Source organism: Haloferax sp. YSSS75 (genome assembly GCF_046764215.1).
Classification (GTDB): Archaea; Halobacteriota; Halobacteria; order Halobacteriales; family Haloferacaceae; genus Haloferax.
On the sequence record NZ_CP177207.1, the window covers coordinates 416550 to 439947 of the forward strand.

General features: G+C 60.6%; 19 protein-coding genes. 9 read left to right on the forward strand and 10 right to left on the reverse strand.

The features are described from left to right. Positions 1–68: 68 nt before the first annotated feature. Positions 69–1250: an AI-2E family transporter gene (locus tag ACK3R5_RS17790; RefSeq protein ID WP_411968797.1), complete on the forward strand. Its 1182-nt coding sequence runs from the start codon at positions 69–71 to the stop codon at positions 1248–1250. A gap of 125 nt (positions 1251–1375) precedes the next feature. On the opposite strand, the gene ACK3R5_RS17795 is transcribed toward ACK3R5_RS17790, so the two are convergent. Genes ACK3R5_RS17795 through ACK3R5_RS17815 form a run of 5 tightly spaced genes read right to left on the reverse strand, consistent with a single transcriptional unit; the run spans position 1376 to position 8809 of the window. Then, positions 1376–2443 (reverse strand): Mrp/NBP35 family ATP-binding protein, encoded by a 1068-nt coding sequence (locus ACK3R5_RS17795; protein ID WP_411968798.1) that lies wholly within the window; start codon positions 2441–2443, stop codon positions 1376–1378. Continuing rightward, positions 2430–3218, reverse strand: coding sequence for a molecular chaperone (locus ACK3R5_RS17800; protein ID WP_411968799.1), 789 nt, complete (start codon positions 3216–3218; stop codon positions 2430–2432). The genes ACK3R5_RS17795 and ACK3R5_RS17800 overlap by 14 nt, the downstream gene beginning before the upstream one ends. Then, positions 3218–6523 (reverse strand): molybdopterin-dependent oxidoreductase, encoded by a 3306-nt coding sequence (locus ACK3R5_RS17805; RefSeq protein WP_411968800.1) that lies wholly within the window; start codon positions 6521–6523, stop codon positions 3218–3220. The genes ACK3R5_RS17800 and ACK3R5_RS17805 overlap by 1 nt, the downstream gene beginning before the upstream one ends. Next, entirely contained in the window at positions 6520–7788 is a 1269-nt protein-coding gene (gene nrfD / locus ACK3R5_RS17810) for an NrfD/PsrC family molybdoenzyme membrane anchor subunit (protein WP_411968801.1), read from the reverse strand. The genes ACK3R5_RS17805 and nrfD overlap by 4 nt, the downstream gene beginning before the upstream one ends. A 4-nt stretch (positions 7789–7792) precedes the next feature. Next, the gene (locus ACK3R5_RS17815; RefSeq protein ID WP_411968802.1) at positions 7793–8809 is read right to left on the reverse strand and encodes a 4Fe-4S dicluster domain-containing protein; all 1017 of its coding nucleotides are present in this window, start codon (positions 8807–8809) and stop codon (positions 7793–7795) included. Positions 8810–9116: 307 nt separating this feature from the next. Between ACK3R5_RS17815 and ACK3R5_RS17820 the strand changes: the two genes are divergently transcribed. The 5 genes from ACK3R5_RS17820 (at position 9117) to ACK3R5_RS17840 (ending at position 13853) form a co-directional block, all read left to right on the forward strand. Continuing rightward, the gene (locus ACK3R5_RS17820) at positions 9117–10976 is read left to right on the forward strand and encodes a bacterio-opsin activator domain-containing protein (RefSeq protein WP_411968803.1); all 1860 of its coding nucleotides are present in this window, start codon (positions 9117–9119) and stop codon (positions 10974–10976) included. 134 nt (positions 10977–11110) lie between these two features. Beyond that, a complete protein-coding gene (locus ACK3R5_RS17825) occupies positions 11111–11986 on the forward strand; it encodes a QueT transporter family protein (protein WP_411968804.1) in 876 nt (291 codons plus the stop codon). A gap of 126 nt (positions 11987–12112) precedes the next feature. Continuing rightward, the gene (locus ACK3R5_RS17830; protein ID WP_411966007.1) at positions 12113–12517 is read left to right on the forward strand and encodes a pyridoxamine 5'-phosphate oxidase family protein; all 405 of its coding nucleotides are present in this window, start codon (positions 12113–12115) and stop codon (positions 12515–12517) included. Positions 12518–12696: 179 nt separating this feature from the next. After that, positions 12697–13239 carry a peroxiredoxin gene (locus ACK3R5_RS17835; RefSeq protein WP_411968805.1) on the forward strand — a complete coding sequence of 181 codons (543 nt, stop codon included), beginning with the start codon at positions 12697–12699 and terminating at the stop codon, positions 13237–13239. After that, on the forward strand, positions 13239–13853 hold the full coding sequence (locus tag ACK3R5_RS17840) for a DsbA family protein (protein WP_411968806.1): 615 nt from the start codon (positions 13239–13241) through the stop codon (positions 13851–13853). The genes ACK3R5_RS17835 and ACK3R5_RS17840 overlap by 1 nt, the downstream gene beginning before the upstream one ends. 63 nt (positions 13854–13916) lie before the next feature. Here the strand turns inward: ACK3R5_RS17840 and ACK3R5_RS17845 are convergent, their stop codons facing one another. Beyond that, a complete protein-coding gene (locus ACK3R5_RS17845; RefSeq protein WP_411968807.1) occupies positions 13917–14990 on the reverse strand; it encodes a ferritin-like domain-containing protein in 1074 nt (357 codons plus the stop codon). A 166-nt stretch (positions 14991–15156) separates the two neighbouring features. Between ACK3R5_RS17845 and ACK3R5_RS17850 the strand changes: the two genes are divergently transcribed. Together ACK3R5_RS17850 and ACK3R5_RS17855 are read left to right on the forward strand one after the other, a co-directional pair. Further along, on the forward strand, positions 15157–16431 hold the full coding sequence (locus ACK3R5_RS17850; protein WP_411968808.1) for an MFS transporter: 1275 nt from the start codon (positions 15157–15159) through the stop codon (positions 16429–16431). Positions 16432–16620: 189 nt separating this feature from the next. Then, complete coding sequence (locus tag ACK3R5_RS17855; protein ID WP_411968809.1) at positions 16621–17799, forward strand: low temperature requirement protein A; 1179 nt, start codon at positions 16621–16623, stop codon at positions 17797–17799. 8 nt (positions 17800–17807) lie between these two features. Here ACK3R5_RS17855 and ACK3R5_RS17860 read toward each other — a convergent pair whose 3' ends face one another. Together ACK3R5_RS17860 and ACK3R5_RS17865 are read right to left on the reverse strand one after the other, a co-directional pair. Beyond that, complete coding sequence (locus ACK3R5_RS17860) at positions 17808–18443, reverse strand: molybdenum cofactor guanylyltransferase (RefSeq protein WP_411968810.1); 636 nt, start codon at positions 18441–18443, stop codon at positions 17808–17810. Then, on the reverse strand, positions 18440–18871 hold the full coding sequence (locus tag ACK3R5_RS17865; protein ID WP_411968811.1) for a molybdopterin-dependent oxidoreductase: 432 nt from the start codon (positions 18869–18871) through the stop codon (positions 18440–18442). The genes ACK3R5_RS17860 and ACK3R5_RS17865 overlap by 4 nt, the downstream gene beginning before the upstream one ends. A 1284-nt stretch (positions 18872–20155) precedes the next feature. Here ACK3R5_RS17865 and ACK3R5_RS17870 point away from each other — a divergent pair. Continuing rightward, positions 20156–21673 carry a MarR family transcriptional regulator gene (locus tag ACK3R5_RS17870; RefSeq protein WP_411968812.1) on the forward strand — a complete coding sequence of 506 codons (1518 nt, stop codon included), beginning with the start codon at positions 20156–20158 and terminating at the stop codon, positions 21671–21673. A gap of 24 nt (positions 21674–21697) precedes the next feature. Here the strand turns inward: ACK3R5_RS17870 and ACK3R5_RS17875 are convergent, their stop codons facing one another. Together ACK3R5_RS17875 and ACK3R5_RS17880 are read right to left on the reverse strand one after the other, a co-directional pair. Further along, positions 21698–22621 (reverse strand): LLM class oxidoreductase, encoded by a 924-nt coding sequence (locus tag ACK3R5_RS17875; protein WP_411968813.1) that lies wholly within the window; start codon positions 22619–22621, stop codon positions 21698–21700. A 67-nt stretch (positions 22622–22688) separates the two neighbouring features. After that, positions 22689–23174 (reverse strand): TRAM domain-containing protein, encoded by a 486-nt coding sequence (locus ACK3R5_RS17880; protein ID WP_411968814.1) that lies wholly within the window; start codon positions 23172–23174, stop codon positions 22689–22691. Between the last annotated feature and the right edge of the window lie 224 nt (positions 23175–23398).

Below are 23398 nucleotides of genomic sequence, written 5' to 3' on the forward strand. Positions count from 1 at the left end.
CGGACCCACGGCCAGAGCGGTTAGGAAGCGTGAATAATCGTTAATCCGTCTTCTCACCTACGTCGTCTATGGGAACTGAGAGGCTCGGGGCGAACGTCGAGGATGGGTCCCTCTCACGCTCACGTCTGTGGTGGGGTGCGTTCGGGCTGGTATTACTCGGTATCCTCGTGTGGATTGGCTATCGATACGTCGGATGGGTCGTCTTCGGGGTGTTCACGTACTACGTCAGTCGGCCCATTACACGCCGCCTGCAACGATACGTCTCGTCGTGGACGATTGCTGCCACGATGACGCTGGCGTTCATCCTCGTCCCGATACTGCTATTCGTCGTCCTGTTTCTTGGTGTCGCGTTGAACCAGGCACTCCAAATCCTCTCGTCTGACCTCGCAACAGAGGTTCTCAATCGACTTCAAGTTCCAGTCACCACGCTTCCCTCGGACCCCATCGAACTCGCCGTCGTCCTCGTTTCAGACCCGACGTACGCGACGTTCGTCAACCAGTTCGGCGGGATTCTGGGTGTGTTCACGACGACGCTCTTCAACGCGTTCCTCTCTCTCATCTTCGCGTTCTTCTTGCTCGTCGAAGACGGGCGATTGTCCCGGTGGTTCGAAGCCAACGTCTTCGGTTCGGAATCACTGAGCGTCGCGTACCTCCGAAGCGTCGACCAGGGTCTGACGTCGGTGTACTTCGGATACACACTCACCATCTTCGTCGTCATCATCCTGTCCGCCATCATCTACTCGCTGTTCAATCTCCTCGCACCTGCTGGAGTCCGTATCCCGTACGCGATGTTACTCGCCGTCGTCACTGGCGTCTTCACCCTCATCCCACTCGTCGGTCGGTCGATAGTCTACGTGTTCATCGTCGGCATCATGGCAGTCCAAGCGGCCACCATCGACGTCCAGTTACTCTGGATTCCCGCTCTCTTTTTCGCCTCGATGGTGCTCGTCTTCGACAACGTCGTCCGGACGTACATCCGCCCGTACCTGTCGGGGAAGTCGTACCACATGGCCCTCGTCATGTTCGCGTACCTTCTCGGACCGGTCCTCTTCGGGTGGTACGGCATCTTCATGGGCCCACTGCTGATGGTCGTCGTCGTCGAGTTCGTAACCCAAATCGTGCCACGGTTCGCACACGTCGAACCCAGCGTCGGGCCTGCGGTGCTTCCCGACGTCGAACCCGGCGACAGCAGTTCCGGTGAACAGACCGAACCCACGGACGTCGACAGAGGAGAAAGTCCGACGGGATAAGACACACCCACACAGAGACGCAACGTGACTGTGGGTGGTCTCGCTACGCTCACACCACTCGCGACGGTGCCGGTTTGCGTCCGGCGGGCCGACGAACAGAGTTCGTCGACGTCGTCAGAGGGTGTCTAACGGGCTGAAGAGCGTCGCTCGTCGCTGTTGGCACGTCGCCAGCGGTTGAGTTGCCCGACGCTATCTGCGACGCGTCCCGTGAGGTTACGGAACGCCTCGCCAGCGACTTCGTCGGTCAAGACGGCCGGTCGGCCGTCGTCGCTTGCGTCTCGAACCGCCGGGTCCAACGGAATGTCACCGAGGTACGGTACGTCGACGCCGGCGGCGAGTTCCCGACCACCGCCGTCGCCGAACACGTCGTGGGACCCGCCACAGTCGGGACAGACGAACCCGGACATGTTCTCGACGACACCGAGCACCGAGGTTTGGTACTCGGCGAACATGCGCATCGCACGGCGGGTATCGTCGGTTGCGACCCCCTGTGGCGTCGTCACGACGACGGCCCCGGTGACCGGAAGGCCCTGAAGGATGGTCATCTGTACGTCACCGGTTCCCGGTGGAAGGTCGACTACGAGGTAGTCGAGTGGCCCCCACGCGACGTCGTCGAAGAGGTTCGACAGCACGTTGTGGGCCATCGCCCCCCGCCAGGCGACCGGTTCGTCTTCGCCGACGAGGAGGCCCACACTCATGACCGACACCCCGTGTGACACCGGCGGAATGATTTCGTCAGTCTCGCCGTCGTGGTCGACGACCGGTTCCTCGTCCACGTCGAGCATCCGAGGGACGTTCGGTCCGTACACGTCGGCGTCGAGAATGCCGACGCGTGCCCCTCTGTCAGCGAGTCCGACCGCGAGGTTGGTCGCGACGGTGGACTTTCCGACGCCACCTTTGCCGGACGCGACGGCGACGACGTTCGTCACGTTGGGGAACACGTCGTCGTTGTGCGTCGCTTCGGCGACTCGCAGGTCGGGTGTCAAGCCGAGTGACCGAATCGTGTCGCGAACGTCGTCCGCGATAGCTGACTCAGTTGGTGCGTGGGGCGCGTTCAATCCGAGTTCGACGCGCGCCGTCTCGGCGTCGAGACTGACGTCTGTGACGAGTCCCGACGAGACGATGTCCTCGTCGAGGTCCGGGTCGGTAACGTCTCGAAGGGCGTCGACGATGGTGGAGTTATCTGTCGTCATCGGTGGAGGTGGTGAGCGATTGGGTGGTCTGTTGCCGGGGAGTCGTCGCGCCGAGTGGGTCGCTATCTGCGTCGTCCGTCGCCATCGTGGACTCAGATTCCGTCGCGGAAGTGGCCGCTCTCGTGGCGTCCCACGCGACGAAGGTCCGGACGAGTCTGGTAAGCGTCGCGAACACACCGACAGCAGTGTCTCGCTCGGCGACTGCGTCGTCGAACTCGTCTAACCACGCCAGCGACGAGTAGCCCGACCGCTGCAGTTCGAGGAGGTCAGCGACGTCGTCACCCGCCGCACGTTGGTCCGCTTCGGTCTGACATAGCACCGCCTGAAACTCCAGTATCGCCGCGACGTGGTCGGGAATCGCATCGCCTCGTTCCGGTTCGAAGCCAACCTGTGCGTACAGGTGAGAGACGTTTGCCGCGGGTTGGCCGAGGAACTCGCCCGCCGTACCGACGTCGTGATACGCCGACGGAGATTCGAACGGTTTCGACGGGTCCGTGGCGTGTGCCGACGCGAACGGTGGGACGTAGTGCTCGCCGGGGACGACGAACAGGTTGTCGTAGGCGAACGAGAGTGCCTCCGCGTCGAAGGACTGGTCGAGTGCGTCACAGTCGACGTCCGCGGGGAGTGTCTCTTCGAGGCGCTCGAACGCGTTGTCGTCTATCGCGGCCGACAGCACCGCCATGTCCCCGTCGAAGACGGCGGCAAAGAGGTCGTAGACCTGCGCCCGAGAGCGAGCGAACGCCGCCGGAGTAACGTCGTCGTCGAGTGGTTCCATCAGTGGCCACCTCCATCGATTCGCTCGACTTCGACGTAGGCGTCGTACTGCGCGTTACTGCCGCCGACGAGGTCACTCATCCCGACGTCGCCCATCACCTTGTCGAGGGGTTGGAGGTGGTTGATGGCGAACCCGGCATCGCGGCCTTTTGCGAGGCCAGCATCGTCGGTCATCGGTTCGTCGAACTGGTACGGCGTGTGGCCGTACTCGCCGGCGACGGGTCTCGTCTCGCCGTCGACTGTCTCCGAGACGGCACCGTTGGCCTCACGGCCCCATCCCCACATCGCACCGACTACGCCGGGACGGATACCCTGCGTGACCATCGCGACACCGTCGACGGTGCGGCGGCCGGCGTCGATGCGAATCTCGTCACCGTTTTCGATGCCTCGTTCGTCGGCGTCCTCGGGGTGTATCCACAGCGGGTTCTCGGGGCGCGTCTCACGGAGCCACGGGGAGTTCGTCGTCCGGTGCATCCCCTGCGTCCGAGGCTTCCAGTTGATGAGTTGCAGCGGTCTGTCCCCCTCGTGTGAACTCCGAACACCGACCTGCACGCTCCCGTCGTAGTGTTCGACGTCTTCGAGTTTCGGCAGCGGGTCGAACCGTTCGCCGGTGAAAGAGTGCTTTCCGCGCGGGACGACTTCGCTGTAGAAGTTGACCTGCGCACCGAGTTTGTACCGCATGTGGTCGCCGTCGTACGCGTTCGACGCCTCGCCAGCGCGTTCTGCGTGCGGGTAATCGTACCCGTGTTCGGCGTAGTCGTCGGCGTAGTTTTCGGTGGGTTCTTCGAATCGGCCGCCACGGTTGAGCACGGTGACGACTTTCCGCCACTCCGCGGGTTTGACGGCGTTCTTCCACGTCTCGATGTCGAACTGGTCGCCGAGTCCCTTCTCGTGGGACTCGCGGAATATCTCGAGTTCTTCGTCGGAGGCGTCTGCGACTGGCTCTCGGTCGTACGCGATGTTCGCCGCGAGCTTCACGTAGAAGTCCTCTGCTTTGTGGAGTGGCCAGCGGTTCCCGTCGGCGTCCGGAATCGACTCCTCGCCCACACCGGGGAAGTCCATGCGCTTCCAGATGTCGATGAGCACGTCCTCGAAGGGACGAGCGTCGGGGACGACGCTGACTGCCGGTTGGCTAATCTTCTCGTCTGCGAGGCGTTTGTTCGGGTACGTGCCGAAGTTCTCCCAGCGTTCGAGATAGGTCGGTTCCGGGAGGATGTAGTCGGCGTACTTGCTCGTCTCGCCGATGACGGTGTCGGAGGCGACGACGAGCGGGATGATGTCGTCGTCCGCGAGAATCTCGGGTATCTTGTCACCGCCACCGACCGACATCACGTGGTTGTTAGAGTACGGCCGGATGAACAGCGCTTCGACGGAGTACGGATACTCGTCTTTGGCAGACCCGTAGAGTTCCTGCGCCTGATACGGCGGCGAGACGGGGAACCACGGACGCTTTGCCGGGTAGCCACCGTCACGCTCGAACAGCGAGGTGTCCTCGTAGTTGACGCCACCGCGAGCGAGCGGGATGCCCCACGGTTTGCGGCCGTTTGGAACCGCGCCGAGTTGGTAGCGGCCACCCATGGAGTTGTAGCCAGCGTACGGCGTAATCTGGCCGCCCTTCCAGTCGTAGTTGCCGATGAGGTGCTGGAGCGTGGCAATCGCGCGGGTGTTGTAGAACCCGTTGGTGTGTTTCGCCGGGCCACGGTACGCCATGATAGCGGCGGATTTGCCGTGACTCGTGAACTCGTCGGCAACCTCTTCGATGGTCTCTACCGCGACGCCCGCCATGTCGGCGTACTCTTCGACCGAGTGTTCGAAGACGCGTTCGCGGTAGAGACTCCAGACGCTGCGCAGTCGCTCGCCGTCGATAGTGACGTCGACGTCGAGGACGCCCGACTCCACTTCGCTGGCGGGTCGTGGCTCTCCAGTCTGGGCGTCGAGCACGACGGCGTCGCCTGCCGCGTCGTCGCCTTCGGGGACGAGTCCGAGGGCACCTGCGCGTGCCTTCGGCCCCGCTTCGGCGTCGACGCGGACGAGGTGCGTCGCGTCACTCCACGTCGGTTCGTCATCGTTCGCGGCGGCGGGGCGGGCCGGGTTCGACAGATACTGCGTGTCGTGTCTGTCGTGTTCCAGAATCCAGCGCGCCATCCCGAGTGCCAACGCGGCGTCGGAACCGGGGTCTACTGGGACCCACTTCTCGGCTTTCTCTGCGGACTTCGAGAGACGGGGGTCGACCACGTCCATCCGCATCCCGTCCTGGATTGCGTTGGTGAGTTTCGGGGCCAACCACGTCGGACCCTTGTTCGCCACCATGGGGTTCGTCCCCCAGACGAGCAGATACTCACAGTTCTCGATGTCTGCGTACTGGCGCTTCTTCTTCGCACCGTACGACCGGACGTTCCCCATGACGCTGGAGAAGCCACAGGTCCCGGCGTGGTGGACGCTGTTGACCGACCCGAGGCCCTGTGCCCACATGCGTTTGCGGATGAAGTTCCGGCGGAATCCGCCCACGTCGACGATTTGGTTGGCCTTCGGGCCGAGGTCAGGATGTTCCGTGTCGATGAGCACGTCGTCCCACTTCTCGTCGAAGGCGTCTTTCGTCATCTCGCCCGACTCGACTGCGTTCCAGTCGGCCATCACCGCGTCTTTGGGCGCGTGGCCCCACATCTCTCGGATGCCTGCGTGGCCGAGTTGGTCGTCTCCTTCGACGATTTCTTCGATTGCCTGGTCCCACGAGATTGTCTGCCACTCGCCGCTTCCGCGCGGACCGACGCGTTTCATCGGTTTGCGGACGCGGTAGGTGTCGTAGGCAGTCTGGATGCCGGCCTGTCCTTTCAGGCACATCCGGCCGCCGGAGAGCGACCACCGGTCACCCTCGACGTCACCACTGCCTTCGACGTCACCGGTCGCAACCTCGTTCGGGTCGCTCTCGTAGGGGACCTGACCGAACGGTTGCGTGTTGAGGAACGAGTACGGGTTCCCCGCGAGTTTGCGCACGAGAGAACTGTACTCTCCGGGCGCGCCACCGTCGTCGATGCGGACTTTGATGGGACAGAACGTGTTGCACTGTCCACAGGTCGTGTGGATGACGTCGGAGGCGTCGTAGTCGCCGATGTCGTTGCCGACGTAGTGTTGTTCGTCGTCGGTCCAGAGGTCGTTCGTGTCGAGGTCGACAGTCGTGCTACTGGCACCGGCGACGACGCCGATGGTCCCGACTGCTTTCACGAAGTCTCGGCGTGAGACCGAGAGGCCGTCGTCTGCGTCGTCGGGGGCGGTACTATCGGAGGTGTCTTGCGTGTTCGAACTCATTCGTGGTCACCTTCCAGAGGGGTAAGCGGGAGGAATTCTGCACCGAGGGTGTACAGCAGCAGGCCGACGGCGACCATACCGGCACTCGTCAGCCATTCGGTCACCGTCGGGAAGTACGACCCGTGCGGGAGGCCGTCCATCACGGGGAGAATCTGCGGTGGGACGACGATGTTGAACCGGACGGCGACGATGCCGACGACGACGCTCAATCCGGCGGCCACAATCGGCCACGGGCTGCGACGCCACGAGCGGTTGCTCAACACGACGAGTGGGAACAACCATCCGAATCCGACCATGAACCACCAGAACGACCAGGACATCTCGCCGAAGAGGACGATGTGCCACGTCTCGACTTCGTGGGGGTGGAGACTGACGAGCGCGATGAGCGCGTCGATGGCCGTCAACGCGACGTCGGTGAGGATGAACGCCGCCAACAGCGACCCGAGTCGGTCGAGGATATCCGGGTCGACTGATTCACCGTCGAACAGGCGCGTCCGAAGGACGTAGAGCATCGCCACCAGCGCCGTCCCGGAGACGACTGCGGAGATGACGAAGATGATGGGGAACAGACCGCTGTTCCAGTATGGCCGCGCCTTCGCGACGGCGAAGAGCACGCCGGTCCCACCGTGGACGAGGAAGATGGCAAGCGGGATGCCGAGCGTCCCGACGCGTTTGAGCCACTTTCTATCCGTCGCGTGGGCGTCCTCGTCGGTGCTGCGACGGCCGAGCGTCAGGAGGCCGCAGAGGCGGCCACGCCAGCCATCGTCCTGTTCGGCGACGCGTGCTAGGTCGATACGCATCGAGAGATACAGTTCCGTGACCAACACCGCGATGTACGCGACGTAGGCGTGGACTTCCCACGAGAGTGCGGACGTGAGTTGCCGCCAGAAGAACGGGAAGTACATCCGGTCCATCCGACCGAGGTCGGTCCAGACGAACAGGAGTGCGACGGCCATGCTGATGATGGCCGCAAAGAGGGCGTCTCGGTCGATGCGATGCATGCCGTCCATCTCGAAGACGTTCGCGAGCGTGCTCACGAGGAACGCCCCGGCGGAGAGGCCGACGAAGTAGATGTAGAACGCCACCCACGCGCCCCAGGGCGTCACGCTCGTGAGGTTCGTACTCGCCATGCCGCTGTCGATACGAAGCCACATCGCGTAGCCTCCGACGGCGAGCAACACGGCGAGAAAGCCGTACCAGACCACGCGGAGTCGGCCGTCGATGAATCCGGGGTCGTAGTCGAATGAACTGTGTTTGGTTGCCATGGTTCTATTTGAGGTAGTAGACGTTCGGGTCGGTGCCCTCGCTCTCTTTCAGTTGGAACGCTCGACTCGACTCGGCCATCTCGGCGACGTCGCTGTCCGGGTCGTCTAAGTCGCCCATGTTTCGGGCGTCACCGACACACGTTTCCACGCACGCGGGTTCTTCGCCGCGTTCGAGTCGGTGCGTACAGAAACTGCACTTTCTGACGTTGCCAATCGGTGACTTGCCGGGTTCGCGGTCACCCCGGTCGACTTTGTACTCGGGGCTTGTGACTTCGCCAGACCCCTCGACTTCGTCGTCGTAGTTGTCGCCGAAGTCGAAGTAGCGAGCGCCGTACGGGCACCCGATCATACAGTACCGACACCCGATACAGCGGTCGTAGTCGATGTTGACGACGCCGTTTTCCATCTTGTAGGTCGCACTGACCGGGCAGACCTGCACACAGGGAGGGTTCTCACACTGCATACAGGGTCGTGGAACGTTCGTTCGGGAGACGTCCGGGAACTCACCGTGTTCTTCCTCCATCACGACGTTGTACGAGACGCCTGGCGGGGTGCGATTCTCGGCCTTACACGCGACCGTACACGAATCACACCCGACACACTTCTGGAGGTCGATGACCATCCCCCAGCGCGACGAATCCTCGGCGTCGGCCGCCTCGTCGTCGAGTTGGGACGCCACGTCGCACATCGACCCGACGGAACAGCCGAGCGACTCCGCTTTCTCCGAAGAGACCGTCTGTTCGTCGCGGTCGATTGCCGGGTTCGGCGTGTTTCGGTAGTCGTCACCGAACTCGGCTTCTGCCGCCGCGTCGTACTTGTCCCAGTATTCGTCTCCGGAGAGTTCGCCTCGGGAGACGCGCTTTGCGTCTTCGGCCATCGCCACCCCGAGGTCGGTGTCGAACTCCACTTCAGCCAGTATCTCCTCTGGGTCGTCGGCCTCTGCATCGACCATGTCGTCGTACTGCTGGTGGTCGATATCGACCGACGGGATGCCCGGAGTGGCGTCGTCGTCGACGCTCATCGTTCTCCCCCGCCCATGCCCGGCCGTCCACCGACCGAGGACTGCGTTCGTGGAATCATACACGTAACTCTACACACCCCACCCCGGTGAGCGTACTACCGATACTGTTTGCCCCCTGCCGAGCGGGACGAAAGGGGGGTTATTCGACTACCCATATAGTTTGGAACCGTCGAAGAAGGCCTGAGAACACAGATTCCCAACTTCTGAAGACTACAGGGGGATATACACCTGCGAGTTTCCTAGCGCCACCCATGAAGCAACCATCGGGGAGACGACGACCTGACATACTCCACCGGGGGTGTCTCCGATGAACGGCATCATCCTGGCCTCGATTCTCCTCAGAATCGCTGGTGTCGGGTACTCACTCGTCTTACTGAAGCGCAGTGGAGACCGGCGGTTCGGCTTCTTCACCGTGTTGCTGGCGTTCATGGCCGCCAGACAGGTGCTGACGGTGGCGGGGACGACAGGAACCGGCCTCGAAGAACTCCCCGGACTCGTCGTGAGTGGCCTCGCGATTCTCACGATACATTATCTCGACCGGTACGTCCACGAAGAACACCGCATCAAGCGGGAACTCCAGGACACGAACGAGGAACTCACTATCTTCAAGAAAGCGGTCGAACACGCTGGCCACGGGATATTCGTCACCGACCCCGACGGGACCATCACGTACGCCAACCCGGCAATCGAGTCGGTCACGGGATACGAACCCGACGAGGTGGTCGGTGAGAACCCGCGTCTCTGGAAGTCGGGCGAACACGACCAGTCGTTTTACGAGGAGATGTGGGCGACGATTTGCGACGGCGACGTGTGGGACGGTGAGATTATCAACGAGAACGCGAGCGGGGAGTTCCGGTGGGTCGATACGACCATCGCGCCGGTGACCGACGGTGGCGAGATAGAACACTTCGTCGCCGTCGATACCGACGTGACCGACCGCAAGGAGCGTCAACTCCGCATCGAAGACCAAAACGAACGACTCGGCCGTCTCAACCGGATGAACGAACTCCTCCGCGACGTGAACCGGCGGGTCGTGACGACCACGAAGCGGGAGACGCTCGAAGAGACAGTCTCCGAACGGTTCGTGAGCGACCCGTGGGTCGTCTCTACCGCCGTCGTCGATAGAACCGCGAGCGGCAGGCTCAGGACGCGCTACGTGACCGGTGACGAGACGGCCATCGACGCGATACTGGAAGATACAGAGGAGGCGATTTCAACCCTCACGGCGGCCGTCGACCACGGCCGAACGATGGTCTCCGAGCAGGTGACGGCCCTCTCGAACGACGACATTACTGGCGATACCGTCGGTGTCGTCCCGCTCTCCTACAGAGACCGGAACTACGGTGCACTCGTCGTCGTCACCGAGTCATCGAAACTCTTCGAGATTATCGACCACGAACTTCGGACCGAACTCGGAGACACCATCGGAAGTGCCATCAACGCCGCAGAGCGACGTCGGGAACTGGTCGACGACAGAGTCACCGAACTCACCTTCGCCATCGAAGACGCGGATGCACCACCGTTCGAACTCGCTGCGGCAACGGAGTCTGACGTCCACCTCACGCGGACCACGACAGACGGAAACGGCCAACGTATCGTCTTCCTCAAAGTCGACGACGTGGACGCCGAGACGGCGATGGCGGCGGCGGCGTCCATCTCCAACTTCAGCGACCCGACACTCGTCTCGGCGGCCGACGGTGCGTGTCTGCTGCGCTTCGTCGCCTCCGACACGCTCGCAGACACGCTCGCGTGTCACGGCGCGACGCTCGAAGCACTGCACGTCGAGAGCGACACCGGTGACGGGGAGATAATCATCGACACTCCCGTCGGCAACGACGTGCTGCCAGTCGTGGAAGCGCTCAGTAGTCGATTCGACTCGTGCGAACTCGTCGGCCGCCAGGAGCGAGAACCCACCATCGATACCGCCGAAGGGTTCCGTGGTGAACTCCAAGCCGACCTGACCGACCGTCAACTGGAGGCGTTACGAACGGCGCACCTCGCGGGCTACTTCGAGTGGCCACGAGAACATAGCGGAGAGGACGTCGCCGCGATGATGGGCGTCTGCCAATCGACCTACATGCAGCATCTACGCGCAGCGGAGCGAAAGCTCACGACGAACCTGTTTGGAGACGAGCGGACCTCGGACCGTCGTCCCGCAGTCGCCTGAAACGCAACCGAGAACCCTCGCCGTCGGCTACGGGTGAGCTTCGAACTCCATCCGTTTCGGACATTCTGCAGAATGGTCCCGTAATAGCACGCATAAATATCGTGCTAGCAGTCGTCTAGGACCTCAGAGTCGACATGAGAGAGGTGTTCACGATGTGGCGAGATGGGCGGATGGTGGCACTCACGGCAGTCATCACGGCCGTCTACATGACTGGGCTGATTCCGTTCAAAGGATTCGCCATCGTTCCCGGGTTTACCGAGATTCGCCCGGCGAACGTCCTCCCCGTCGTGCTTGGACTGCTGTTCGGCCCGGCAGCGGCGTGGGGGGCGGGCTTTGGAAACCTGTTCAGCGACGCGTTCGGGGGGACACTCACCGCCGGGAGCACCTTCGGGTTCGTCGGGAACTTCTTCAGCGCGTTCGTCGCGTACAAACTCTGGGGGAACCTCGGACGGCTTTCGTCCGGTGAGAAACCCAAGATGCGCTCGGTTTCCCAACTCGTCGAATACGGCGTCATCTCGTTCGTGGCCGCCGCGACGACTGCGACGATAATTTCGTGGGGTGTCGACCTGCTGGGACTGTTCCCGTTTTCCGTGTTCGCCATCATCATCACGCTCAACAACTTCCTCGCCGCAGCAATCCTCGGGCCGATACTCCTGTACGTCCTGTATCCACGGTTCGAAGCGGCAGAGCTACTCTACACAGACATCTTAGCGCAGCGCGACGACTTCGAGACGCCCGCCCGGCAACGACAGATTCCAGCAATCGGTATCGCAGTCGTCTCGGTCAGTTGGTTGGTCGTCGGTATCCTCGTTGGCGTCGTCGTCGAAGGAGTCCCATTCGGCGTTCCGGCAAGCGGCATCGTTCTGGGAACGGGAGGGTCGATGGTCCAAACGGCCATCGGGGCAGTCGCGTTCGCCCTCATCCTCGGGTTTAGCGCCATGACTGGGTCGAAGGCCACTCTCGGCCTCCCCGGTTCACGAGGTGCGAAGCGGGCAGAACGCCGGGGGTGAGAGACTCCGAAAGTCCCGCAGTGAAGCGCCTGATTCGAGCGTGTGTTCTCGTCTTCGAAGTGAGTGTCACGAACCGAAACACGTCGTCGTATAGGCTTTTGGCCCGAGAGGACGTGTCAATTCAGTATGGAACTGCAACGAGTGGAGGGTGAGATTCCATCGGAGGTGGAGGAACTCCTCACGGGCGACCCTGTCGTCGCCCATCTGGCGACGAGCGTCGACGATAGACCGCACTCCGCGCCGCTCTGGTACCGGTACGAAGACGGTGTCATCGAGATACTGACGACTGGTCAGAAACTCGCCAACATCCGAAAGAACCCGCGTGTGTCGCTCTCGATGGAACACGACACGGACGGGATTCCGGAGTGGATGGTCACGGTTCGAGGGACGGCGACTATCGTCGAAGACGACGACGAGATTCAGGCGGCGAACACACGAATCAACCGGAAGTACGGCGTCGAAGACGACGCGTGGTCCGAGAACGTCCTCGTCCGCATCGATATCGGTTCCGTCGCGTATCGGACGTACTGAACCGTCGTCGACGCCAGCACGCTCCAGTTAAAGGGAGCCCCCGGTTCGAGAATTCGCTCCCGCAGAGGTACTTGTCGAATCGATTACTATCGGTTCGTAATTACCGGAAATTCAGTCGCTTGGGACGACGCTATTGTTATTTTCACATACGAACAATATATGACACGAGGGTGGAGAGAATGTCAAGTAAACACTACGAGTACGACTACTCAGACCATGGCCCGAAAGTGGACGAATACCCCGAATCACATCTGGAATCCGGCGCTGAGGCGCCCGACTTCACACTGCGGACGACACCGGACCAGACGGTTTCGCTGAGCGAACTTCGCGGCAATCCCGTGATTCTCGTGTTCTACCCCGCCGACTGGAGCCCCGTCTGTGGCGACGAACTGGCCGTCTACAACGAACTCTTGCCGGAGTTCCGCCGACACGACGCGCAACTGCTCGGGATTTCGGTCGATGGCGTTTGGTCGCACGACGCGTTCGCCGCAGACCGGAACTTCCATTTCCCACTCCTCTCGGACTTCGAACCGAAGGGAGAAGTGGCACGGTCTTACGGCGTCTACCGTGAGCGAGAGGGTATCTCTGAACGCGCGATATTCGTCGTCGACGGGGACGGCATCATCACCTGGAGTTACCTCTCCCCGGTGGGCATCAACCCGGGTGCCGACGGCATCCTCACAGCGCTCGAATCGTTGACGTCAGATGTCGAGGCACAGTGATGGCGTCGGTTAGTGACGAGGGGCGAACGCACCTTCCACGTAGTCACGCTGAAGCACCAGTGACCGACTCGCCACGACTCACCGTGCCGGTATCCGACGAGGACCACGTCGTCGGGTCGGCGACGGCACCGGTTACACTCGTTCAATACGGTGATTACGAGTGTCCGTACTGTGGGGCGGCGTACCCCATCGTCAAGGATGTCCTCAACGAACTCGGTGACGACGTGCAGTTCGTGTTCAGAAACTTCCCCATCTCGGGACTGCACCCACACGCCCGACACGCAGCAGAAGCAGCCGAGGCCGCCGCGGAACAGGGGATGTTCTGGGAGATGCACGACTACCTCTACGAACATCAGACCGAACTCGAAGACGAGAACCTCCTCGACTACGCGGCCACGCTTGGCCTCGACGTCGAATTGGTCGAGCGCGCCCTCGAAACCGACGCGTTCGACGACCGAATCCAGGCGGACTTCATGAGTGGCGTGCGCAGTGGCGTCAACGGAACCCCGACGTTCTTCATCAACGGGCGTCGCTACGACCGGCCATGGGATAAAGCGACGCTCACCTCCGCGCTGGAAGACGCCGTGGACGGCGGTCGGATGGAGTCCGAATAGACCAAGGCACGGACCAAACAGACCCGAGGTGCGGACCAGAAACTCCGTCGGCAGAACTGCCGATTACAGCCGTTTTACGAGCGTTTCGATGATGGCCAATTCCTCGTGATTCGAGGCCACTGCCGCCGCCAATTCTCGAATCTCCGTCGCTGCCTTCGACGGCTCTTCGAAACGGTAGAATTCGAACGTCGGGGCCGCCCGTACGTCTGTGTCGTCGGCCGCCGGGCGACTCGTGAGGTACCTGGCTATCCGTCCGAGCACACCGGACATGAGCACGTACAGATTCGCCACGAGCGCATCCTTTTCTTCCCGGTCAGTCGTTGAATATATCTCGTCCATGAGGACGAACGTGTAGCTGTACACGGCGTCGAACAACTCGGCGACCGGTCGTAACGCCGGGTCGAAATCGTCTCTGGTCGGGTTCGTCGGTACGGGTCGAACCGTCCCGAGTGGGTAGGTTCCGTCGGCTATCTGCTTGAACTTGTAGTAGTGTGTCAACTCGTGGTGGCCGGGGTCAGCCCAGTGTTCGTCGCGAAGTCCCTCGCCCTGATGGATGACCGTCTCCACCGCCAGACACGCACTCTCCAGGTCGGTGACTGGGCGAAGTCCACCGCTCTCTTCGACGTCGAACTCCACGGGGGCGTAGTACGATGGGTCCATCATCTGCCGCGCGACGCGTGGTGTCTCGAACAACGGTTCACGCTGGTCGAGGGACTCGATGGCGTGTTCGACGGCGAGGTAGAACTGCTCGATAGTCTCGTAGTCGTCGTCTTCCGGAAGTCCATCGACCGGCCGTGGATGTTCGATTGGCATACAGACACCTTCGATGAATTCGATACTACACGGCTGGAGATTCAACCGGAGTGGAGGTTTGTGGTGCGGAAGGTCCATCGGATACGACGGCATCACGGCTTCGTCGTAGAACGCTGGTTGGCCGCCGATTGCGACGTTCAGGTTCGCTACGAGGGCGGTGTGGAGCATCTCCTCGACGACGATACTCCGAACGAGTTTGTACGGGTCTGAGTGCTCGTCCTCGATAGAGTACATCGCGTAGAGGTAGGTCGGAATCGTCGAGAGTTCCACCTGCATTGCCCACTGGAGGTGTTCCTGAAGGTCCTCTCTCGTCTCGATGGCCATGAATAACTATTCAACGACAATTCATATCAGCATAGTAGGTTTGTGGGGCTGTATCGACGGTTGACGGTGTTTTCTGAAATTCACGATTCCCTGTGAATTGGTGGTGGTAGCCGCTGTCTCCACCCGTTGCAGGCAGGTATTTCGTCAGACACAGCGATTGTGTATCATGGGTGGCGAAGACGACGGCCAATGCCGAGGGAGGATGGCCGATGGGTCGCTCTCTGTCGGGCGACACCTACGAATCGGGAGAGAACAGCGTGACACGTCGATTCCGTGGGATTCGCCCGTCGTCCGCGTCGTCTTCGCGAGTACGCTCCTCGCACCGCTCGGAATATCGTTGATTAGCCCGGGACTCACCGTCATCCAATCGCGTTTCGAACTCACGGACGCAGCAGCGAGCCTCATCATCTCGACGTACTTCGTGACGGGAATCGTGCTCTCGCCCTTCATCGGGTTACTCGAAGACCGAATCGGACGACGGCGTGTTCTCATCCCATCCTTACTCGGGTTCAGTCTCGCTGGGGCCGCAATCGCGTTCGTTCCGAATTACGAAACCGCACTCGTCCTCCGTATCGTTCAGGGGACTGCTGCAGCGGGTATCTTCATCACCACCGTCACGTTGATTGGGGATACGTTCGCGGGCGCTCAGCGGAGTGCTGTCCTCGGGGCGAATACCGCGGTATTGTCGGCGGGGGCGGCAGTCTTCCCCATCGTCGGTGGGGTGCTCACCGCGATGTCCTGGAACACCCCGTTCCTCGCGTATCTTCTGGGAATCCCTGTTGCACTCCTCGCCTACCGTATCCTCGAAGAACCACCGATGGAACACGGTGTCCACCGCCTCGGGTCGTTTCGTCGCGTCGTCGACGAGCTCTCCGTCCGAGAAGCGACTCTCCTGTTCGGGTCCGCATTCATGATAGAACTGCTCCTCTTCGGTGCCGTGTTCACGGCGCTTCCGTTCTTGTTGGTCGTCGAGTTCGGTGTCCAGCCAGTTGGAATCGGGTTCGTCGTCACAGGGGCACTCGCGGCGTCCGCAGTATCAGCTTCGCAAACCGGCAGGCTATCGAAGCGTCTCTCTGACGACGTGCTCATCGTCTTCGGATTCGGGTGCGTTGGAGTGGGGTTGCTGGTAGCATGGGCTGCCGGGTCACCGGTCATCATCGGCCTCAGCAGCATCGTGTTCGGTGCGGGGTGGGGCCTCGTCTTACCCTCCATCGACGACGAAGTCAGTGAGTTCGTTTCACTCGAATACCGCGCAGAAGCTCTGAGCCTTCGAAATAGTACGACGTTCCTCGGACGTGCTGTCGCACCCCTTATCTTCACTGCGCTTGCACCGACGTGGGGCTATCAACAATTACTCCTCGCTGCGGGTATCCTCGGATTCGCCAGTGGATTATTTGGGTGGAGGCTCTCAGAGAGTCTGTCCAACGACACCAAATCCTGATGGTTCGAACACCACGTCGTCGGGCGCTGGGCTACCCACGGGCCGTGACTATTGTCCCCACATAACATACTAATTTAATACTTTTTATCGCCTCTTTTATACTGATCTTCACTGGCCCACACGGGGCGGGAGTCGAGTGTGTCTATCACAAGAAATGGGGCGAAAGGGTGGTTACAGAGACCACCCCCGGTGGCTGGAACCGGTGACGATGGTATCCGACACGCGACGTGGTTAGAGCTGTTCTTCGACCTCGTGTTCGTCGTCGCCATCGCGGAAGTCGGGACGTATCTCCACCACGAGTTGACACTGATTGGGATTCTGGAGTTCGCTGGCCTCTTCCTCATGGTCTGGTGGGTGTGGCTCGGCTACAGTTACTACGCGGATATGTTCGACACAGAGGACCTGTTCTCCCGACTGTTGATGGTCGCCGCCATGTTCGTGGTCATCTTCCTCTCACAAACGGCAGACGATGCGATGCACGGAGAGTCGTTCGCGTTCGGCCTCGCCATTCTCGTCCTCCGTGCGATACTCATCTTGTTCTACTATCGGGCAGAACACATCGAAGGCGTCGAAAAGCGGTTCGTTCACCTCTTTACCATGTCTAACGTGTTCACGACGGCGATTATTGGTCTGTCGTTGGTCGTGCCCGAACCCGGCAGGTTCGGCCTCTGGGCCGCCGCTGTCGTCATCAGCCTCGGGGGTGCCGCCGTCATCTACACCGCGACAGACCACGTCGTCGTGCAGTCGTCGCACCTGCCCGAGCGGCTTGGGCTTCTCACGATTATCGTTCTCGGTGAGACGATTCTCGCCGTCTCCTTCGGGACGTCTATCACCGACCCCGGACCTGCGACGCTGGCAGTCGGTGGACTCGGCTTCTTTATCGCCGTCGCGGCCTGGTGGATATACTTCCAACACTTCGACGAACATCTCATCGACCAAATCCTCCATCCTGACCCCGACGATTGGCTCAGCGCGAGACGCCGTGGACTGGTCTACACGTTCAGTCACTACTTCACGCACATGGGAATCGTGGCTACCGGTGTCGGCATCATCGTGCTACTGGAGGCGTCGCTGACCAACAGCCCACTCGAACCCGGAGGTGTCGGCGTACTCTGTGCAGGAGTCGCCCTCTTCCTCACGGGCAGTATTCTCTGCCATCAGGCACTCCCAGAGGGTATCGGGCGGTACGTGCTGAATGGGCGTATCCTCGTCGTGCTTGGTCTCTTACTCTACCCGGGACTCGGCATCATGCTGTCGCCAGTCGTCACGTTGACACTCATCTCGGTGGCGTTATTCGGGCTTATCGCGCTGGAACTCTGGGCACCGGGCGAACCGACTCGTCGCTTCAACGCTGACGTCGAAAACTGAATTCCACGTTACCGAACGTGGCCGTCGAGAACCATCGTTTCGGAGAGCGTCTCCAACTCGGCTTTCGTGTTTACGTTCGTTATCGCTCGGCCGAGCACGGGATACGAGTCGGTACTGAGTGTTCGAACCGTGGCGAGTTCGTCCAGCAGTCGTTGCGGCCCGGCAGACGGAGCAACGTTCGAACGGTACTTTCGGACTGCCGCCGTCCGATAGGCACCGAACAGTGGTTCCAGATGGCCCGAGTCGTCCGGGACGACGGCATCCACGTCTCGCGTCGCGTGGTCCAAGAGGACCTGTACGGCCTGTTCTGAGACCAGCGGCATATCACATCCCGTGACGACAATCCACGGTGTCGAGACAGCCTCGGCCGCTGCGACGAGACCAGCAATCGGCCCCTCGAAGTCTGTGTCGTCCGAGATGGTCGGAAGTGGCGGAAGGACAGGGTGGAGTTCGTCGGCGCGCTCGGCGGACCGAGCAGCGAGTAGCGGAGCAGAACCCGTCGTTCCACGAAGCGCGGAGACGACCCGCGCAATAAGTGGCTCTCCGGCGAAGTGGGCGAGCGCCTTGTTTTCTTCACCGAAGCGAGTGCTCTCTCCACCCGCGAGAACGACACCGCGGACGTCACCGGTCGATAGTCCAGTCACGCTTCGGCGTCGTCCATTTTCGGGTGTCGTTCGAGGGACAGCGGGTCGGTACTCGCGTCGAGTGAGACTGCCTCGACTTCGACGACTTCTTTTACAGAGCGCATGCCGTCGATTCCCGGCACGACGAATCGCGGTCTGTCCAGTGGTTCACCGTCCTGTCTCAACGCGAGTAACCCCGAGAGTGCGTCCGCTACAGCGACGTAGACGTGACAGTCATCAGCACTCGTGACAGCGACGTGTGTCGTGTCGGGAGATGCGTCGCCCGCGTCGAGGAGTGCGTCGATTGGGATTCCCTCCCACGTCGACTCGTGTCGGAGTCCAGATGCACAGGAAACTTCCACCTCCCGTGTCTCGTGGGGCAGGGCTTCTAGTGCCTCCCAATCGAGTGACTCCGTCTCGCGCCCGTGAACGAGTACTGGTGTAGTCATTGCTGGTGTTATAGAAGCCATCTCTCTATAAGTAGTTGAATCCGCCGGACGATACTCAGCTCCCGCAAATACTGCTGTTCTTTATATACCTCCGCTCAACCCGGTCGTTCGGTACGTTTCTCCCCAGATATCAGACGTGTGCGATGCTGTCAGTGAGGTTTGAGATACTGTCGGCACAGAGACTGGCACTCGGATTCGAGCTTCTATCGATGTGTAGTCAGACGGAAGCAACGCTCGGGCGGTATATCTGTTTGCGGGCCGAGAACTGTCTCGTCAGTCGAGGAGTCGTTCTCGGGATGCATCAGCGGGGGGATTCTGTCTTGGAGGGGGCTTCTTGGGTCGCGTCAGCGGGGGGATTCTGTCTTGGAGGGGACTTCTTGGGTCGCGTCAGCGGGGGGATTCCGTCTTGGAGGGGACTTCTTGGGTCGCGTCAGCGGGGGGATTCCGTCTTGGAGGGGACTTCTTGGGTCGCGTCAGCGGGGGGTTCGGAAACGGGGCTGTAAGGAGGGGTCACTTCAGCAACCGTGGGGGGAGGGGGTGGCTGCATCCGTGACGGGGGGTTGGGGGGAAAGCCCCGTGCGGGACCATGGGTGAGGTACCGACTCGGCAGTTTCCGCGTGACGAACTGTCGTTCGTCGTCGTCGATGTCTCCGTCGCTGTCGTCTCTGTACCGGTTGTCGTCGCTACGGCCAACGTTTTCATCTCCTCGACGTCACCGCTCGTAGCGGTTCTGTCGGTACTACCGGTACCTGTGCAACTGGCGAGTGCGACTCTCGTCGCGACTCCACCCGCACTGAGTTGCCGTCGGGCCAGTGTGTTGCACATTGCATTCATCCATATTCGAGGAGGGATGATAATGGGGGAGAGTCGTCTCGATAGTTTTTCCGTGAACAACCGTTTCAGCAGACTGTTCTAACTGTTTCATCCGGATTAAGAGAATATTTACGAGAATTTATTGTCGATATTCGGATAGTAATTCCAATACAGACATGTCGGGGACTGGCCCGTTCAGGAACCCATCTCGTCCACAATCGACGGGGAGAATATTTTGACTACTCTATCTAATGATGTGTTAAGTTGTCGTATTAGTATCAAGAACGGGAGACGACCGACACGTGCGGAGTGGAACGAAAGACAGCGAACCGAACTCGGGAGAGCCAGCTTTCTGACCAATACAGCAGAACGTCACGAGAACGTGAATTTTAGAATTTGTTGAAAGAAAGAACAAAATCAGATAAACAAAACATTATGCACCCAGAGAATCGACAATCAATGAGCAAACACATGCCACCTCAACGCGCCTCGTGGTCGGGATACACCCTCGTGGTGGTTCTCATTCTCCTCCTCGCAGGCGTTGCACCGGTCGCCTCGCAGACTGCAGACAGCGTCGAGATACGCGCTCTCGAACACAGTGGTCAGGGTGTCGTCGCGTCTGAAGAGGGACGTACGTACGTCACTGCGTGGCAACCGTCGAGTATCTCTGTCGTGATGGTGGCCACAGAGGGGTCCTACGAAGTGTGCGTGTACACACAACGAGCAGACGCGACGACCGCACTCGACTGTCGACAGTTTCAGGCTACGGGGAGCGAACAGCGCGTGACTGTCGACGTCGAGGAGTGGCCGATGAACGCGACGGGAGAGCAAACCCTCGTCGCAGAGGTTCGTGATTCGGCCGGTGGCGACCCACTCGCGACGGCGAGTCACCCACTCGTCGTGTTCCCTGCTGAAGGCGACGCCGATGGAGATTCACTCGGGAATCAACGTGAGTTGGAGCATGGGACGAGTATCCTAGTTGCGGACACCGATACGGACGGACTCGACGACGGGGCCGAAGTCAATCGCTTCGAGACAGACCCGACGAACACAGATACAGACGGCGACGAACTGAGCGACGGCGTCGAAGTAAACGAACACGGGAGTAATCCGACCGAAATCGACACCGATGGAGATGGTCTCGAAGACGGCGTCGAAGTGACCACCTACGGGAGTGACCCGACCACCGGTGACACGGATGGAGACGGCCTCATCGACAGCGAGGAGGTCCAGGTGTACCAGACGAACCCCACCAACCCCGATACAGACGAGGACGGACTCGAGGACGGACCCGAGGTCAACATCCACGAGACGAGTCCGACCGCGACCGATACCGACGGTGATGGCCTCACCGATAGCGAGGAACTGAACCGATTCGAGACGAACCCGACAGAAGTCGATACCGACGGTGATGGCCTCGAAGACGGGCGTGAAGTTTCGGTCACCAACACCGACCCGAACCAAGGAGACACCGACGGAGACGGCGTCGGTGACGGGACCGAAATCGAAGAGGGAACAGACCCGAACAGCGCACCAGGGTCCAATATCTCGCCACTCGGTGTGGGTATCCAACCGACGGTTGCCATTCTCGTCATCGGCCTCGTCGCCCTCATCGGGGGTGGACTCGCCATCGCAACCGGGAAAGTTCGCCTACCAAACAGCGTCTCGAACCAGCCACAACGCCGTGAAAACGGCAGAACTCAACCGGACGTGCAACCGACACAGACCGAAGGAGGGCCACATGGCCCATCCGAACAACCGCTCAGTGACGAAGCATTGGTCTTCCAATTGCTCGACGAAAACGACGGCCAACTTCGCCAGTCCGCTGTCGTCGAAGGAACAGGGTGGTCGAAGTCCAAGGTGAGTCGCGTCCTCTCACGGATGGCTGACGATGACGAGATTCAGAAGATAAACATCGGCCGTGAGAACATCGTGACGCGACCGGATTCCGTCCCCGACCACGCGAAGTCACCGTTCGACGACCAGTGAGAAGAGAGAGCGGTTTCGGGGTTCCTACGCGCGAATCCGACTGATAATCTCGTCTGCGAACGTCGTGAGTGCCGTCTCGGGGTCGTCCCCACGTAACCCGACGACGACGTGGTCGACACCGAGTTGGTCGAGGTCCGCGAAATACTCACGGAACCACTCGGTTCCGGCGCGGAACCCTTGATGGATGTGTTGTGGCTCAGCTCTTGGGTCGTCCGTGAGTTCGACTTGAACGGCCATCGAGTACGGTTTCTCCCCCGCTAATTCACGCCACTCTTCGAGGTAGCTCTGCAGCGTGTTCCGTGGAAGCTGGTAAAAGAGCCATCCATCACCGTGTTCGGCAATCCAATCGACGGATTGCCGGGCGTGTCCGGTCGGGAGGAGTGGAAGTGTCTCCGTCGTCGGTTTGGGGACGACAGAAACCTCGCCATCGAGGGTTCCCCACGCCGAGTCAATCGTCGGATACGCCTCGCGCCACACGGTCCGAAGGAGTTCGACGCTTTCGCGAAACAACAGTCCACGGTCTGATTCGTCGACGCCGAACGCTGGAAACTCGGGGTCACGGTCACCAGATGCCACACCGAGGACCAATCGGCCGTTCGAGAGTTGGTCGACTGATGCGGCCGCTTTCGCGACGTGAAGTGGATGTCTAAGCGGAAGGACGACACTCGCCGTACCTAACGCGGCGGTTTCGGTAGCACTCGCAACGTGTGTGAGCCACGGCCAGACGTCGAACGTCTGTCCCGCATCTCCGAACGACGGCCAGTACGTCGGCACGTCTCGAACCCACAGTCCGTCGAATCCAACTGTCTCTGCGTGTCGGGCGAGTCGACACTCCTCCGCGACGTCGGGCATCGACTCGTTTTCGTTCGTGAGTGGGAATCCCGTCCCAAACGTGAGTCCATCGCTCCCGAACAGTTCCCGAAATCCGGCGTTTTCGTGGGTCCCCATCAGCGAATTCTCAAAACAATCGACGATGTACCACGTGGGTCGTTATGGCCGTGGGCGTGGCAACTGCTCACCGGACAGTTGCTTCCCCAGTCGGTTCCGCGAAGGCGACGGTTTGTTTGACGTCGGTGATTTCGACTTCGACTTTGTCACCCGGGCGGGTGTCGGGAACGATGATGACGAAGCCACGCTCGACTTTCGCGATCCCGTCGCCCTGGTCACCGAGCGTATCGATGGTAACAGTTCGGACGTCACCTTCTTCGACCGGTGGGCTTCGCGTCCCCACGGAACGCGTGTCCGACGTATTCCGCGTGGATTCGGCTTGGTTCCACTCTCGTTCTGACCGCACTGTGTCCGTCTCTGTCGAATCGTCGACTGGTTCTGGAGTCGGAGTCGATTCGGAGACTGCCGTCAACAACGCGATTCGGTACGTCTCGGCAGTCGAAAACGCACCATTCTCAACCAGTTCTTTCGGAATCGGAACGACGTATCGATTTCCGTCTCGTTCGATGGACGTTTCGAACAAGAGCCGGAGAGAGTCTGAAATATCAGTCACTATGCGGTGTAAGGAGAACATTGTCTTAAATCATATCGAATTTTATACGGGGTGTCGCCGCTATCAGCCGCTGTGCTTTCTGGAATCCGTCTCTGTCACCGTAACTAGGATGGATGTTCGCACATAGATTATCCACATTACGTAGATTATCTTGTGTGAGAGCACACCTGTCTGTGTAGAATCACCCCAGAATAGAAGGCGAGAGAATTTAACTTATCTAAGTT

Bases quoted from the DNA above. Each gene is read 5' to 3' on its own strand.
- ACK3R5_RS17790 (WP_411968797.1), top strand. From the start codon at position 69: ATGGGAACTGAGAGGCTCGGGGCGAACGTCGAGGATGGGTCCCTCTCA.
- ACK3R5_RS17795 (WP_411968798.1), bottom strand. From the start codon at position 2,443: ATGACGACAGATAACTCCACCATCGTCGACGCCCTTCGAGACGTTACC.
- ACK3R5_RS17800 (WP_411968799.1), bottom strand. From the start codon at position 3,218: ATGGAACCACTCGACGACGACGTTACTCCGGCGGCGTTCGCTCGCTCT.
- ACK3R5_RS17805 (WP_411968800.1), bottom strand. From the start codon at position 6,523: ATGAGTTCGAACACGCAAGACACCTCCGATAGTACCGCCCCCGACGAC.
- nrfD (WP_411968801.1), bottom strand. From the start codon at position 7,788: ATGGCAACCAAACACAGTTCATTCGACTACGACCCCGGATTCATCGAC.
- ACK3R5_RS17815 (WP_411968802.1), bottom strand. From the start codon at position 8,809: ATGAGCGTCGACGACGACGCCACTCCGGGCATCCCGTCGGTCGATATC.
- ACK3R5_RS17820 (WP_411968803.1), top strand. From the start codon at position 9,117: ATGAACGGCATCATCCTGGCCTCGATTCTCCTCAGAATCGCTGGTGTC.
- ACK3R5_RS17825 (WP_411968804.1), top strand. From the start codon at position 11,111: ATGAGAGAGGTGTTCACGATGTGGCGAGATGGGCGGATGGTGGCACTC.
- ACK3R5_RS17830 (WP_411966007.1), top strand. From the start codon at position 12,113: ATGGAACTGCAACGAGTGGAGGGTGAGATTCCATCGGAGGTGGAGGAA.
- ACK3R5_RS17835 (WP_411968805.1), top strand. From the start codon at position 12,697: ATGTCAAGTAAACACTACGAGTACGACTACTCAGACCATGGCCCGAAA.
- ACK3R5_RS17840 (WP_411968806.1), top strand. From the start codon at position 13,239: ATGGCGTCGGTTAGTGACGAGGGGCGAACGCACCTTCCACGTAGTCAC.
- ACK3R5_RS17845 (WP_411968807.1), bottom strand. From the start codon at position 14,990: ATGGCCATCGAGACGAGAGAGGACCTTCAGGAACACCTCCAGTGGGCA.
- ACK3R5_RS17850 (WP_411968808.1), top strand. From the start codon at position 15,157: ATGGGTGGCGAAGACGACGGCCAATGCCGAGGGAGGATGGCCGATGGG.
- ACK3R5_RS17865 (WP_411968811.1), bottom strand. From the start codon at position 18,871: ATGACTACACCAGTACTCGTTCACGGGCGCGAGACGGAGTCACTCGAT.
- ACK3R5_RS17870 (WP_411968812.1), top strand. From the start codon at position 20,156: ATGCCACCTCAACGCGCCTCGTGGTCGGGATACACCCTCGTGGTGGTT.
- ACK3R5_RS17875 (WP_411968813.1), bottom strand. From the start codon at position 22,621: ATGGGGACCCACGAAAACGCCGGATTTCGGGAACTGTTCGGGAGCGAT.